This is a genomic window from Burkholderia sp. JP2-270, assembly GCF_003233675.1.
GTDB lineage: Bacteria > Pseudomonadota > Gammaproteobacteria > Burkholderiales > Burkholderiaceae > Burkholderia > Burkholderia pyrrocinia_C.
The window spans coordinates 255893-270422 of the sequence record NZ_CP029826.1; the positions used below are offsets into that span (position 1 = coordinate 255893).

Genomic DNA, 14530 nt, shown 5'->3' on the forward strand with positions numbered 1-14530 from the left:
GCGTGCCGCGCGCTGCGCTCAGGTGCGCGGCAGCCCCGGCGGATTGGTCTGCGACCGGTCGATCGCTTCGGCGTCGAGGCTCCAGCGGCCGAGCACTTTCCGGTAGCTGCCGTTCGCGATCAGCGCATTGATCGCGAGCGTCAGCGGATCGGCGAGGCCGCTGCCCTTGCGTGTCGTGATCGCGATGTCCGCGGTGCGCGGCCAGCCGCCGCTCACCGTGCCGATGAGCTTCGCATCGCCGCGCAGCGACGCCTGGTACGCGAGCATCGAATTCACGCTGAAGATCGTGTCGACACGGCCCGACTGCAGCGCGACCCAGCGCTCCGCCGCATCGGCGTAATACTGGATCTCGACCGGCGCGAGGCCGCGCGCGACGTTCTGCCGGTTCCATTCGAGCAGGATCTTCTCCTGGTTCGTGCCCGAATCGGTCACGACGCGCAGCCCGGCGACGTCCTTCGGCTCGCGGATCGCGGCAATCCGGCTGTTGGTCTTCACGTAGAAGCCGAGCTGATCCTTCCGGTACGTCGAGAAATCGAACTTCTCCTTGCGCTGCTCGGTGACCGTCACGTTCGAGATCACCGCGTCAACCTTGCCCGACTGCAGCGCGAGCGGCCAGTCGGCCCACGCGAGCGGCACGATCTTCAGCTTGCGCCCGACGCTGTCCGCGATGAGCTGCGCGAGATCGGGATCGAAGCCGACCACCGTCCGCGCATCGGTCGCATACGTGCTGAGCGGCGGCAGGTTCGGCGCGATGCCGATCGTCAGCGTGTTCGCTTCGGCAAACCTGAAGCCGCCCGGCAATGCCTGTTCGACCGCCGGGTTCACTGCGCCGCGCTGCCGGCCGGGCTGCTCGGGGCTCAGGTCGAACGGCGCGGCCTGCGCGGCGACGCTGCCGCCGATCAGCACCGCGGCCAGCATGCGAACGACACGCGCAACGGGAAATGCTGTTCTTGTCATGTTTTCCGGATTCCTTCCTGTTCGATGATGCGTGGGGCGAACGCAAGCGGGGGGCGGCGCGACGGTCGGCGCTGTAACGCGTCGCCGCGCCGCGCTGCGTTCCCGGCCCGCTTACGCGGGCGTCGCTTCGAGTTCGGCCGCGTGCCGAGGCACCGGCTGCGCGACGGGCGACGGGCGCGCCGCTTGCGACGACTCGCCCGCATATAGCGCCTTCGGATCGAACACACGCGCCTGCAACGGCGTAAACGCACGGAAATTCCACAGGCTGCGCGCGACGAACACGCGCTGCACCCAGCGAAACGCGCGGTCGTTTTCGTCGTATTGCGGATCGAAGCGGTCGCGCGAATGCAGCGTGAAGTGGTTGTTGATCAGCACCAGCTTGCCCGGCGACACCTGCACCCCGAACGACACCTCGCGCACCGCGCGATACAGGTTCGCCAGCGCTTCCTGCGCACGCGTGTTGACCGCCAGCACCATGTCCGGATAGAACGCGACCGTCACGCGCGGCGCATCGAGCGGCCCCGACAGCACGGCGCTCAGGTCGGTGTTGTCGCGCGGCGTCGGCGTGGCGCCGCGCCACCGGTACGGCACGCGGATGATGTAGTGCTCGCCGTAGAGCAGCGCGATATCGTCCGGCGACAGCAATTGCAGCGCGCGGCGCGCATCCGCGAGCCGCGTATACGGGCCGCCGCCGGCCTCGCTGCGCACGCCGAGCAGCAGCAGCGCGAACGGCGACGTGTCGCCTTCGGGCATGTGCGCCTGCGCCGCGTTCTCGATATGGAAATCCAGCTCGACCTCGGAGCCGAGGCCCGTGTATTCGCGCGCGGTCGTCTTGTGCGGCGTCAGGTTGTTCACGAGCTCGCGGCCTTCGTGCGCGATCGAATACGGCTCGCCGGCCAGCGTGCTCAGCGCGACCAGCACGTTCTCGCTCAGCACGCCGGACTTGAACGAGCGGCCGGTTTCGTCGAACCTCGGGCTGCCGTTCACGTCGTCGTCGATTGGCAGGTTGTCGATCTCGATCGATCCGTGCGCGTCCGCGGTCGGCGCCTTCGCGCGGTCGAACGCGTCGACGATCCGGTCGGGAAATGCGTTGTAGGCGAGCTTGCGTACTGCGCTGATATAGCCGGCGCCGCCAGCGGGATCGTAGGCCAGCGCGCCGAGCGTCTTCCGGATGTGACCGGACTCCACTGCCGTCAAGACGATGCGTTCATCTGCGAGATAGGTCATAGGTCTCTCGTATAAAGATCTTGGGTCGAAGAGCGGTATGGCACCACCGCCGCGCTTTGCCTTCCTCGGTGCGAAGCGCTCGACAAGACTAGAAGACCGTCATTGCATTGCGAAATGATATTAAATCGATTGCAAACAAAAATTATCGATATAAGTTCAGCAACGCGGCTAGCATCAGGCCGTATCGATAGCGCCTGTCTTTAACACTAATTCTTGTTAAAAAATAGCTGGTTATTATTTGTATTCGCTAGCAGGTCGATGCTAGTTTTCTGTCGGATTCGACGATGCGGCCGGCTCTCGACGGGCAGCCGCCCCTTCATCCGCCACACGGAAAACCGCCAGATGAACCGATACCCACTGCTGCGCTGCCTGTTCGGATACTTCGGATGCGTCGGATGCGACGCTTTGTCGCCGGCGGACTGCCTCGCGACCCGCGCGGCGCGGGGGCAGCGATGAGCGAACGCGCTCCGGCGCTCGACAGCGCACTGGCCGCCGCCGCGCCGCCGCATCGCACGTCGCTGCGCGCGATCTTCCCGACCGTCGCGGCCGCCAGCCTCGGCTTCGCGATCGTCCAGCTCGACGTGACCGTCGTCAACGTCGCGATTCCGAGCCTCGGCCATTCATTCGGATCGAGCGTCCACGGGCTGCAGTGGATCGTCGACGCGTACACGCTGTCGTTCGCCGCGCTGCTGCTGACGTCCGGCACGCTGGCCGACCGCTTCGGCAGCCGCCGGCTGTTCGCGCACGGCCTCGCGCTGTTCCTGCTCGCGTCGCTCGGCTGCGCGCTCGCGCCGTCGCTTGCGGCGCTGATCGCTGCGCGTGTCGCGCAGGGCATCGGTGCGGCGATGATCCTGCCCACGTCGCTCGCGCTCATCACGCATGCCTGCGCGAACGACGCCGCTGCGCGCGTGAAGGCCGTCGCATGGTGGAGCGCGACCGGCGGCGCGATCAGCGCGGCCGGTCCGACGCTCGGCGGGCTGCTGATCGATTCGCTCGGCTGGCGCGCGATCTTCTTCATCAACCTGCCGATCTGCGCGGCCGGGCTGTGGCTCACGCTGCGCCACGTGCAGGATTCGGCCGCCGCGCGCACGCGGCTGTTCGATCCGGCCGGCCAGATCGTCGCGGTGCTCGTGCTCGGTCTGCTGACGGGCGGCATCATCCGGGCCGGCGCGCACGGGCCGGGCGACCCGTATGCGGCCGGCCCGCTGATCGCGTCGGTCGTGCTCGGCGCGCTGTTTGTCGCGATCGAGCGGCGTGTGGCGGCACCGATGATGCAGCTCGCGTTCTTCAGGATCGCGCGCGTACCGGGCGTTCTCGCGATCGGTGCGGTCACGAATGCCGCGTTCTACGGACTGATCTTCTCGCTGAGCCTCTATTTCCAGAGCGCGCGCGGCTTCACGGCAACCGAATCGGGGCTCGCGCTCGCGCCGCTCACGATCATCATGCTCGCCAACATCGCGAGTGCGCGGCTCGCCGTCCGGTACGGATTCCGCGCGACCGTCATCGCCGGCCTTGCCGTATCGCTCGCGGGCTACGTGTGGTTATGGCAAACGCTCGGCGCGCATACGCCGTATGCGCTGCTGGCGCCGGGACTCGCGGCGATGGCGATCGGCGGCGGCATCGCGATTCCCGCGCTGACGTCGACGATGCTCGGCAGCGTCGAGGCCAGCCGCTCGGCCACCGCGTCCGCGATCCTCAATACCGCGCGCCAGGTGGGTGCCGCCGTCGGCGTCGCGGCGCTCGGCGCGCTGGTCGCGGGCCAGGGCGCCGCGATCGTGGCCGGCGCGTCGCGCGCGTTTGCCGTCGCGGCCGCGCTCGTCGCCGTCTGCATCGTGCTGGCCGCGCGCTGGCCCGGCGACGCGCCGGATGCCGTCGCGCGGGTCTGAGCACGTGCCGCCCGCCTCCCTTCAACCGATCCCACAGCCGAGCGAGGAATCCATGCAGCATCGCTTCATCGATACCGTCCTGATCGTCGACGGCGCGTCGACGGCCGCCTATCTGGCGCCCGCGTTTCGCGCGTACGGCATCCGTTGTGCGCACGTGATCAGCGACCCCGATCTGCCGGAAATCTACCGGAACCAGTTCGTCCCGTCCGACTACGTCCGCCAGGTTCAGCATCGCGGCGACATCGACGCGACGCTCGCGCAACTGAGCGACCTGCGGATCGGCGCGGTGCTGCACGGCCTCGACGCGGCGCTCGAACTCGCCGACACGCTGGCCGAACGGCTCGACGTGCCGTATCGCAATCCGCTCGCGACGTCGGCCGCGCGGCGCGACAAGTTCGTGATGAACGAGCGCATCCGCCAGGCCGGCCTGCGCGCACCGGCGCACTTCCACAGCACGTCGGTCGACGAAGCGCTCGCGTGGGCGCGCGCGCACGGCACGCTGCCGCTCGTGGTGAAGCCGGCGCGCAGCGCGGGCGTGGCCGGCGTGAAGATCTGCCGCACGCTCGCGCAGGTCGAGACCGCCGCGCGCGACGTGCTGGCCACCCGTTCGCTGTACAACCAGCCGAACGACGACATCGTGATCCAGAGCTATTCCGAGGGGCAGGAATACATCGTCGATTCGGTGTCGTTCGAGGGCCGCCATCGCGTGGTCAGCCTGTGGGAAGTGCATCGCGACCGCACGCACGCGCCGCGGCTCGACAAGATGCTGGTGCTGAACCATGCCGACCCGCGCTACGCGCCGCTGCTCGATTACGCGGCCGACGTGCTCGACGCGCTCGAAGTACGCTTCGGGCCGACCCATCTCGAACTGTTCGACACGGCCGACGGCCCGACGATCGTCGAGCTGAACGCGCGGCTGCATGGCAGCCTCGATCCACGCTTGACCAGCGCGGTCAGCGGCGAGAATCACGTGTCGGCCGCCGTCGAAGCCGTGCTGCATCCGGAGCGGCTGTTCGACGAAGCCGCCGCGCCGACGGATTTTCGCGGCTACTGCGGGCACGTGCTGCTGCTGTCGTCGCGCAACGGCGTGCTCGCGCAGGACTTCACATGGCAGGCGATCCAGGCGCTGCCGTCGTTCGTCGGGCTCAAGCAGTGGATCAAGGTGGGCGACACGCTGCGCGTGACCACCGACCTGCAGACGGCGCTCGGCACGGTCGGCCTCTACAGCCCGACGTTCGAGCGGCTGCTCGACGATTGCCGGCGCATCCGCGAAATCGAGGCCGATTTCTTCGCGGACGAACGTGCGGTCGCGCCGGCATAGCGTGATGGGCGCCGCACTCTCACACCCCGTCTCTCCGGCACTAGCGCGCGAGCAACGCACCTGCCTGCCGGCCCAGCACCGCGCGCAATGCGTCGAGTTCGGGCAGCGCGGGCGCCTCGTCGGGCGTGACGAGGTAGGTCGTCACGCTGTCGAGATCGTCGAACGCGTGCGTGCGCAGTTCCTTGCGCGCCACATGTTCGGTCGTGATCCGCTTCGGCAGGATCGCGACGCCCATCCCGGCCGCCACGCATCCGAGGATCGCGCCGAACGTGCCGAACGACGATACCGATTCGATCGCGAAACCGCGCGCCTTCAGCCAGTGCTCGGCAACCGCCCGATACGGGCAGCCGTCGTGAAACGCCAGCAGCCGCACCGTGTTGCCGGCCAGCAATTGCCGGCGCGTGACCGTGGCTGCGCTCACCAGCACCATGTCCTCGGCGAACGCGGGCTCGTAGCGCAACCCGGGGCGGACGACCGCCCGCGCGGTGAGCGCGGCGTCGATCCGGCCGCGCAGCAGCGCGTCAGCCAGTTCCGGCTCGCTGCCGATCTGCACCGCGAGGCCGAGCGCCGGATCGTGCGCCTTCAATGCGGCGGCGAGCGCAGGCAGCCGCGTGGCCGCCGTGCTTTCCATCGAACCGAGCCGGAAGCTGCGCGCGACCGGCGTCTCGCGCACTACCTGCGCCGCTTCGTCGACGAGCCGCAGGATGCGGTCGCAATACGGGATCAGCCGGCGCCCGGCGTCGTTCAGCACCAGCCGCTTGCCGTGCCGGTCGAACAGCGGCGCGTCGAGCGACTCTTCGAGCTGGCGCAGCCGCGCGGTCACGTTCGACTGCGTGCAGCCGAGCCGTTCGGCCGCGCGCAACGCACTGCCTTCCTGCACGACGGCCCGGAAGGTTTCGAGCAGAGGTATGTTCATATCACTTTCTCTTGTTACTGATCCAGTTTATATCATTTTACTTCGCACATTATCGGGATTAGCCTGACGGATATCCCGACCCGGCCGGCCCGCTTCCGAGGAATCCGCATGCCATCCGCTGTCTGCCCCGGCTTCATCTTCGCTCGCCGTCGCCGCGCGGCTTGCCCGTGCGCGCGCTGATCGCCGCGCTGGTGCGGCGCGGCCCGACCGTGCTCGCATGCGGCGTCGGCCTCGGGCTGCTGGTGCCGCCGCTCGCGGACATTGCGCGGCCACTGATGCCCGTCACCGTGTTCCTGTTCGTACTCGGCACGCTGCTGCGCGTCGAGCCCAGCGCCGTGCGCGCGGTCGCGCGGCGGCCGGCCGTGTCGCTGCTGCTGCCTGCGGTGACGATGATCGCGTGCCCGGTCGCGCTCGGCATCGCGGCGCGGCTCGCGGGCATGCCGTACGACTGGGTCGTCGCGCTGGTGATCGCATACTGCGCGCCGCCGTCGAGCGGCACGTCGACGATCGCGCGGATGCTGTCGCTCGACGCGAGCGTCGCGCTCGTCGCAACCCTCGCATCGATGGCGTTCGTTCCGTTTACCGCGCCGCTGCTGACGGCCTGGTTCAGCCACGATGCGGCCGTGTCGATCTCGCCGGCGAGTCTTGCCTTGCGGCTTGCGCTGCTGATCGGCAGCGCCGAAGGCGTCGCGCTGCTCGTGCGGCGGTTCGCCGGTTCGCGGCTCGACCGATATGCGACGCCCATCGATTCGATCGTCGTCGTCGCATTGCTGGTGTTCGCGCTCGGCACGATGGCCGGCATGCAGCAGTCGATCATCGACGCGCCGCACCGCGCGTTGACCGCGATCGCACTCGCGTTCGCCGTCAACGCCGGCTTCCAGATCGTCGCGTACGGGCTCACGCCCGGCGACGTCCGCACGCGGCTCAATGTCGCGCTGATCGTCGCCAATCGCAACGTCGGCCTGATGTGGGCCGCGCTCGGGCTCGCGGCCACGCCGACCATGGCGCTCGTGTTCACGTGCGCGCAACTGCCGATCTACACGCTGCCGCGCGTCGTCCAGCACCTGCTGCCGCGCCTCGAAGCACAGCGCCTGCGCAGGCGCGCACGCTAGCCGGCACCGCCCCGCTTTCCCGTCCTCGATCAAGGATCCAGCATGAAGCGACTCATCGTGATCGGTGCCCGCGCCACCGGCAGCAGCCTCGCGCTCGTGCGCGCCGCGCTCGCGCGCCAGGTGGCCGTGACCGTCGTCACCGCGCCCGGCCACCGTCTCGACGGCGTGTTTCCCGACGGTGTCGAGACCATCAACCTCGAACCCGACGCCGGCCGGCTCGCCGGCTGGCTGCGCACGCGTTTTCCGGACGAACTCGACACGCTGCGCGTGACGACCGCACACGACACCTATGCGCGCACCGCCGCGTGGGTTGCCGACGCGCTCGGCCTGCCCGGCCCCGATGCGCGGCACGTCGCGCACGCGGTGTCGAAGTCGAACCAGAAGGCCTTGCTCGCCGCGCACGGCATCCCCGCCGCGCAATTCGTCACCGGCACGCTGGGCGCGCCGGCGGCGCTCGCCGCCGCGGTCGATCCGTTACGTTTTCCGGTCGTCGTCAAACCGTCGGAAGGATCGGCGAGCGACGGCGTCCGGCGCTGCGAGACCATCGCCGAAGTGCGCGCGCAGCTCGACGCGCTCGCCGCCGCACAAGCCGATGCGCAGTCGCTCGCGACCGAGCGCGTCGTCGTCGAGGAATTCCTGAGCGGCAGCGAATACTGCGTCGAGTATTTCGACGGCCGCTACGTCGGCGCGCTGCGCAAGCTGAAGCGCCATGGCGCCGGCTTTCTCGAACGCGGCTATACGTCCGAACTCGATCTCGATGCCGACACGCTGCGCGCGCTGATCGACGTCGGCGCCCGCGCGACCGCGGCCGCCGGGCTCACGTGGGGGCCCGTGCACCTGGACTGCATCGTGCACGACGGCGTGCCGCACGTGATCGAACTGAATCCGCGCATCGCGGGCAGCTTCATTTGCGACATCGTACGCGACGGTTACGGCTTCAACGTGGTCGACGCATTGCTAGACAAGCTCGACGGACGGACGGTGACTGTTCCCGAACTGTTCGAGCCGCACGCGTATGCGCGCGCCGAATTCCTGCTCGACAGCGATCCGGGCGCGTGGCGTTTCGCGCAGGCCGGCGAGATCAACGACGGCAAGGTCGCGATCAGCTACGGGCCGCAAGTGCTGCCCGATCGCGAACGGCGCGCGTTTCTTTATGTGCGTGTCGCGTTGCCTGTCGCGCGTGATGCGGCGGAGAAGCCGGGTTCGTCGACCGCTAGCGGCAACGTCGTGCAGGCGACGCCGGCCGGATAGCGCGTCGGACAGCGTGGCGGGACGGGAGCGTTGCGCGCCCTCCCGTCGCAGCGACAGCATTCCCTGCCGGCGGCGTGCAGCCTGTTCATCAGCCGTGTGGCCGAGCGCCTGGACGAACTGCCGGGCACCGCGTTCGGCGTATTGAGCGATACGCTTCCGCGCAATGAGCCGAAGCCCTTCGAGCACGCATTTCCGCACACGCACGACGTTTTACGGCCGCATCCTCATGCCCGCTGCTCCAGCTCCGCCGCATCCGCGTTGTCGCAGGCCCGCCGGACCGGCAGCCGCACGCAGAACGTCGTGCCGCGCCCGGGTTCGCTCGTCACGTCGATTGTGCCGCGATGGCGCTCGACGATGCCGTGCGATACCGACAAGCCAAGCCCGGTTCCCTGCCCGACCGGCTTCGTCGTGAAGAACGGATCGAAGATCCGCCGGATGACGTCGGGCGTCATGCCCGTTCCGGTGTCGCTGATCGCGATCGACACCTGCTCGCCGTCGCTCGACGTGCGGATCGTGATGACTCCGCGCTCGGGAATCGCCTGCGCCGCGTTGACCAGCAGGTTCATGAACACCTGGTTCAACTGCGACGGCAGGCATTCGACCTGCGGCAGGTCGCCGTAATCGCGCACGATGTCGGCCTTGTACTTCAGTTCGTTATGGACGACGTTGAGCGTGCTCTCGAGGCCCGCATGGAGATCGACCACGCTCCACTCGTCGCTGACCGGGCGCGAGAAATCGCGCAGGTCCTGCACGATGCGCCGCACCCGCACCGCGCCATCGATCGATTCGTCGATCAGCGTCACGATCTCGTCGCGGACGTAGTCCAGATCCGCGGCGCGGCCCATCGCCGTCAGCGCGTCGCGCGCGGCGGGATCGAGCTGCGGCAGTGCCGCTTCATGCGCCGCGACCACATCGAGCAGGCTTCGCACCCATGTCTTCAACGTATTGAGGTTCGCACTGACGAAGCCGATCGGATTGTTGATCTCGTGCGCGACGCCCGCCGCGAGCTGGCCGATCGACGCGAGCTTTTCCGACTGCAGCAACTGCACGTGGGTTTCCTCGAGCACATGCAGAAGGCGCCGCTGCTCTTCCTTCTCCTGTTCGAGCCTTGCCTGCGCGGCCTTGCGCTCGTCGATCTCGGTCGCCATGTTCTCGCGCGTGCGCTGCAGCATCTCCGTCGTCTGCTCGTAGCGGTGCAACGCACGTTCGAGTTCCGCGGTGCGCATTCGCACGAGCCGCTCGAGCGTGTCGGCCATCCCGCGCAGAAAGGTTGTGCGCGCATCGAAGCGGCTAAGCAGCAGCGTGACGATCAGCGTCGCCATCGTAAACAGCGCGACGGTCGTCGCGAGCCACGGCGCGTCGATCCCGTTCGCGGTGCCGCATCGCGCGTCCGGCGCGAAATGGGCCGCCGCCATCCCCGTATAGTGCATGCCGGTAATGGCAATGCCCATGATGAAGGCCGCGCCGACGCGTTGCGCGGTCGCATGACGCGCCTGCTGCACGCGCAGCGCCTGCGCAATCCACAGCGCGGCAGTCGACGCGATCACCGCAATGCCGATCGATGCGGCGAACAGCGCGGGATCGTAGCGAATGCCGGGCTGCATGTGCATCGCGGCCATTCCCGTGTAGTGCATGCCGGCAATCCCGCCGCCCATCAGCGCACCGCCCGCGAACAGCCGCCGCCAGCCCAGCCGTGCGCGCGTGACGACGTTCAGAGCGAAATACGACACGAGCACGGCGATCGCCAGCGACGCGCCGGTATCCGGCAGCGCATAGCCGAGCGGGATCGGCAGCGAAAACGCGAGCATGCCGACGAAATGCATCGACCAGATCCCGGTTCCCATCGCGGCCGCGCCGCCGCCCAGCCACGCACGCTTGAGCTTCGGGTTGTCGAGCAGCGAAATGAACGCGGCCAGGTCGAGCGTCGTATAGGAGGCCAGCGTCGCGATGGCGAGCGACAGCAGGACGAGCGGGATGTCATAGGTGCCGTGCATGATCGAGCGCCCGAATCGGTGTGAAGGCATTGCCGCCGCATGCGGTCGAGCGCGCGCGGCGTCCATCAGGCCATGTTCCCCGTCAGCCGGGCGGCGCGCCCGCGTTGTGCGCCTGCATCGATGCGGCCGCGCCGGCCATGACGAGAATGTCGAACGGCGTTCCTTCCCGCGTCTCGAAACGGCGCACGAGCTCGATCTGGTGCGCCGACATCACGCTGCCTTTCGTCATCAGCAGTACGCCGCGATGCGTGCGCAGATCGTCGGCAAGCTGCATTCCTTCGCGCAGCTGCGCGGACTTGATCTCCGCGACGGACGCCGCGATGCCGAGACTCGCCGGGTCACGCATCAACTCGATGCAACGCTCGACGATCTGCGGGTCGTATCGCACGCTGGCCTGCGAGCGCAACGCATCGAGCGCCTGTTCGACCGAATGCGGCACACCGATTTGGCCGTTGCGCAGCCCTTCGAAATCGCGTGCGACTGCGACGATCCGCGAGCCGAGTGGAATCGCGTCGCCGGTCAGCCCGTCCGGCGTGCCGCGTCCGTTGAAGCGCTCGTACTGGTGCAGCACGATCGACGCGACCTTGTGCAATTGCGCGACCGGCGTCAGCACCATCTGCGCGCGCAGCGGATGCTCCTGGAACAGCCGGTGTTCGTCCGTCGTCATCCGCGCGAGCGGCTTGTGCAGCAATTCGTCGGGCAGCGACAACTTGCCGATGCCGTGCAGCAGCCCCGCGAAATAGACGTCCTGTGCGTGCAGCTCGCTCATCCCCGACGCCAGCGCGAGCCGGCGCGCGATCTCGCCGACGCGCATCGCGTGTCCGCTGGCGATCCCGCAACGCAGCTCGATCATGCTCGCGCAGACCTGGACCATCGCCGTGAAACTGCTTTTCAGGTCGCGTTGCGCCGCTTCGAGGAACATCACGGTCTGGCCTAGTTCCTCGGTGCGTGCACGCACCTGCGTTTCGAGTTCCGTGTTGAAACGGCGCAGCGCCTCGTTCTGCGCTTCCGTCAGCGCGGTCAGCCGGGCCGCTTCGCGGCGCAAGCGCCGCTGCTCCAGCGCCTGTTCGATGGTCATCAGCAGATCGTGATCGTCCCACGGCTTGTTCAGGTAGCGATACACGCCGCCTTCGTTCACGGCCTGCACGACCGATGCGATATCCGCATAGCCGGTCAGCAGGATACGCATCGTGTCCGGGTACAGCGCCCGCGCGCGGGCCAGGAATTCCGCACCGGTCATGCGCGGCATCCGCATGTCGGACACGATCAGGTCGACCTCGGTCGACGCCAGTATCTCGAGCGCGGCCTCGCCGCTGTCGGCGGTCAGGATGTCGTAGCGCGCGGGCCGGAACACGCGCTTGAGCGCCGACAGCACGTTCGGCTCGTCGTCGACCAGCAGGATCGACGGTGCGCGGCACGCGTCGTCGGATGCCGTTGCCGCCTCGGGTGTTTCAGGCAATACCTCGTTCGGCCCGTTTGTTGCAGATGTCGTCATGATTGGCCTCGAATCGATTATTCACACCATATCTCTCTGCAACATCGGCTTGTACGGCGTTTTCCTATATCGGGGGAAACGCTAATACGTCCTTTCGCGAACGCGAATGAAGAACGTCAAAAACAGAAGTCTGTTGCGCAACTGCCGTCGAAACCAGTTCCAGTTCCTGCCAACCATGCGTTTCGCGCGTGGTCGACGTAACGCGGCAGCGCGCCATCGCACGGCGGTGAGCGGACCGTCGCCGCTATTTACGCGTCTTCGCTGCGGTGTTATAACGCGGTGTCGGAAAAGGCAGACTTGGTTTGGTAAGCCCAAGTCCTTTCGTTAGCGAAAGCTCTGGTCTTTGCCCCGTGCACGAGATCCCCACGACGAACATCTGACGCCGACCAGGCGTCCAAACGTTCGTCCGTGTGGCGCTCAACCTCACAAACGCTCCGGTCGAACCTCGACACAGGAGTGGTTCATGCACGAGCACCATCAGGATATTTACGACGTCGTGATTGCCGGGGCTGGCCCCGTCGGTCTGTTTCTCGCCTGCGAGCTTCGCCTGTTCAAGCTGTCGGTCCTCGTGCTCGAGCGCGCCGAAACACCGCACGCTCCGTTGAAGCGCCTGCCGTTCGGCATGCGCGGCCTTTCGGCACCCACCCTCGAAACGCTTTACAGGCGCGGGCTGCTGGACGAGGTAATCGAGGCCGGGCGTGCCGACCCTATCGCGTACACGACTGCGACAATCGCGCACTGGATGCAGCAGCCGCGCCGGCCCGCCGGTCATTTCGCCGGCATTCCGTTCCATCACGACGACATCGATACCTCGAAGTGGCCGTATCACCTGTCAGGCTCGGCGGACACCAGCATGGCAGTCGCAGTGGGGACGCTCGAAACCGTCCTGGCTCGTCGAGCCAGCGCGACGGGATGCGAGATCCGGCGAGGCCTGAGCGCCGACGCATTCCACGAGTCGGATGGAGCGGTGACCGTTCATGCGGGCGGGGACACTTTTCGCGGGCGCTGGCTCGTCGGCTGCGACGGCGGCCGCAGTGCGATCCGCACAGCCGGCTTCTTCGATTTCGTCGGTACTGGTCCAGAGTTCACCGGCTACTCCGTCGAGGTCAACATGGCCGAGCCGGACGCACTTCCCCCCGGCCGACACTACACATCGACGGGCATGTACACCTATGCGCGGCCCGGCACGATTGCGATGGTGGAATTCGACGGCGGAGCGTTTCACCGACTTCAACCCGTCACGCTGGAGCATGTGCAGGCGGTGCTGCGCCGCGTGTCCGGCACCGAAATCACGCTGACCGGGCTCAGGCTGGCTACCACGTGGACGGATCGCGCGTTCCAGGCAACGACCTATCGGAACGGACGCGTACTGCTCGCGGGCGATGCCGCGCACATCCATTCTCCTTTGGGCGGTCAAGGGCTTAACCTTGGACTCGGAGACGCAATGAACCTGGGCTGGAAGCTGGCAGCCACCATCCGTGGCGATGCACCGGCCGGACTGCTCGACAGCTATCAACAAGTGCGGCATCCGTTAGGGGCACGCGTTCTCGATTGGTCGCGTGCGCAAGTCGCTCTTATGCGACCTACCCCCGGCACGCGCGCGCTGGAAGCGATCGTTCGCGATCTCATCGAGACCCGGGATGGCGCAACGTATTTTGCCGAGCGCGCCTGGGGTGTTTCGCTTCGCTACGATCTTGGCAGCCCTCATCCGCTGGTAGGCCGCAGCGTACCCGATTTCGAACTGGTCGACGGAACGAAGGCAGGCCGCCTGTTGCGCGACGGGCGGGGGCTCCTGCTGGACTTCGATCCAGGCGCGTCGCTTCAGGCGCTTGCGAACCGTTGGCGCGAGCGCCTCGCCTATGTCGCAGCCGACGCCAAGGACCGTTTAGGTATGCGAGCTATATTGGTGCGTCCAGACGGGATCGTCGCGTGGGCATGCGAAGCCGCTCCCGACCATGAAGAAGTCGCCCATGCCATCTCGCGATGGTTCGGCGAAACCGTGCGTGCAGGTGATTCGCCTCGTCGGAGAACTTCAACAGCCTGCCGGCGTTCGAGCGCTTCGCGGCCAGCGTCATGAAGTCCCTTCGACGATGACGAAGGTCCCGGTCGCGGCCCCGGCGCGGAGCACCTTGGCCGCCTGATATTCGGGGCTCTCATAGAAGCGCCTGGCCTCGGCTAGCGAATCGAACTCAAGGACCACATGTCGCTCGTGGGCCTCGCCTTCGAGGTTTTCATACTGCCCCCAACCAGCGATGACCTTGGGGCCGAATTTTTTCATCGCGTCGCCTGCGGCTTTTGCGTAGGCAGCGTAAGCAGTCGCGTCCGAGACGCTGACGTGTGCGATCAGATAACCCTTTGGCATGTCTATCCC

At 67.4% G+C, this 14530-nt stretch carries 11 protein-coding genes; 5 read left to right on the forward strand and 6 right to left on the reverse strand.

Going from position 1 to position 14530, the window contains the following annotated elements:
- Positions 1-18 precede the first annotated feature (18 nt).
- The gene (locus DM992_RS33850) at positions 19-957 is read right to left on the reverse strand and encodes an ABC transporter substrate-binding protein (protein ID WP_111020653.1); all 939 of its coding nucleotides are present in this window, start codon (positions 955-957) and stop codon (positions 19-21) included.
- A 111-nt stretch (positions 958-1068) separates the two neighbouring features.
- Positions 1069-2184 (reverse strand): TauD/TfdA family dioxygenase, encoded by a 1116-nt coding sequence (locus DM992_RS33855; protein ID WP_111020654.1) that lies wholly within the window; start codon positions 2182-2184, stop codon positions 1069-1071.
- 452 nt (positions 2185-2636) lie between these two features.
- Here DM992_RS33855 and DM992_RS33860 point away from each other — a divergent pair, with 452 nt between their 5' ends.
- Positions 2637-4070 carry an MFS transporter gene (locus DM992_RS33860; RefSeq protein WP_111021583.1) on the forward strand — a complete coding sequence of 478 codons (1434 nt, stop codon included), beginning with the start codon at positions 2637-2639 and terminating at the stop codon, positions 4068-4070.
- Positions 4071-4122: 52 nt separating this feature from the next.
- Positions 4123-5391, forward strand: coding sequence for an ATP-grasp domain-containing protein (locus tag DM992_RS33865; protein WP_111020655.1), 1269 nt, complete (start codon positions 4123-4125; stop codon positions 5389-5391).
- Between the two features lie 40 nt (positions 5392-5431).
- Here DM992_RS33865 and DM992_RS33870 read toward each other — a convergent pair whose 3' ends face one another.
- The gene (locus DM992_RS33870; RefSeq protein ID WP_111020656.1) at positions 5432-6307 is read right to left on the reverse strand and encodes a LysR family transcriptional regulator; all 876 of its coding nucleotides are present in this window, start codon (positions 6305-6307) and stop codon (positions 5432-5434) included.
- A 167-nt stretch (positions 6308-6474) separates the two neighbouring features.
- Here DM992_RS33870 and DM992_RS33875 point away from each other — a divergent pair, with 167 nt between their 5' ends.
- Positions 6475-7419 (forward strand): hypothetical protein, encoded by a 945-nt coding sequence (locus DM992_RS33875; RefSeq protein ID WP_111021584.1) that lies wholly within the window; start codon positions 6475-6477, stop codon positions 7417-7419.
- Between the two features lie 42 nt (positions 7420-7461).
- Positions 7462-8670, forward strand: coding sequence for an ATP-grasp domain-containing protein (locus DM992_RS33880; RefSeq protein WP_111020657.1), 1209 nt, complete (start codon positions 7462-7464; stop codon positions 8668-8670).
- A 224-nt stretch (positions 8671-8894) separates the two neighbouring features.
- On the opposite strand, the gene DM992_RS33885 is transcribed toward DM992_RS33880, so the two are convergent.
- Together DM992_RS33885 and DM992_RS33890 are read right to left on the reverse strand one after the other, a co-directional pair.
- Complete coding sequence (locus DM992_RS33885; protein ID WP_111020658.1) at positions 8895-10664, reverse strand: histidine kinase; 1770 nt, start codon at positions 10662-10664, stop codon at positions 8895-8897.
- Between the two features lie 82 nt (positions 10665-10746).
- Entirely contained in the window at positions 10747-12159 is a 1413-nt protein-coding gene (locus tag DM992_RS33890) for an HD domain-containing phosphohydrolase (RefSeq protein WP_111020659.1), read from the reverse strand.
- A 463-nt stretch (positions 12160-12622) separates the two neighbouring features.
- Here DM992_RS33890 and DM992_RS33895 point away from each other — a divergent pair, with 463 nt between their 5' ends.
- On the forward strand, positions 12623-14236 hold the full coding sequence (locus DM992_RS33895; protein ID WP_111020660.1) for an FAD-dependent monooxygenase: 1614 nt from the start codon (positions 12623-12625) through the stop codon (positions 14234-14236).
- On the opposite strand, the gene DM992_RS33900 is transcribed toward DM992_RS33895, so the two are convergent.
- A complete protein-coding gene (locus DM992_RS33900; protein ID WP_111020661.1) occupies positions 14231-14521 on the reverse strand; it encodes a DUF1330 domain-containing protein in 291 nt (96 codons plus the stop codon). The genes DM992_RS33895 and DM992_RS33900 overlap by 6 nt on opposite strands.
- Positions 14522-14530 lie beyond the last annotated feature (9 nt).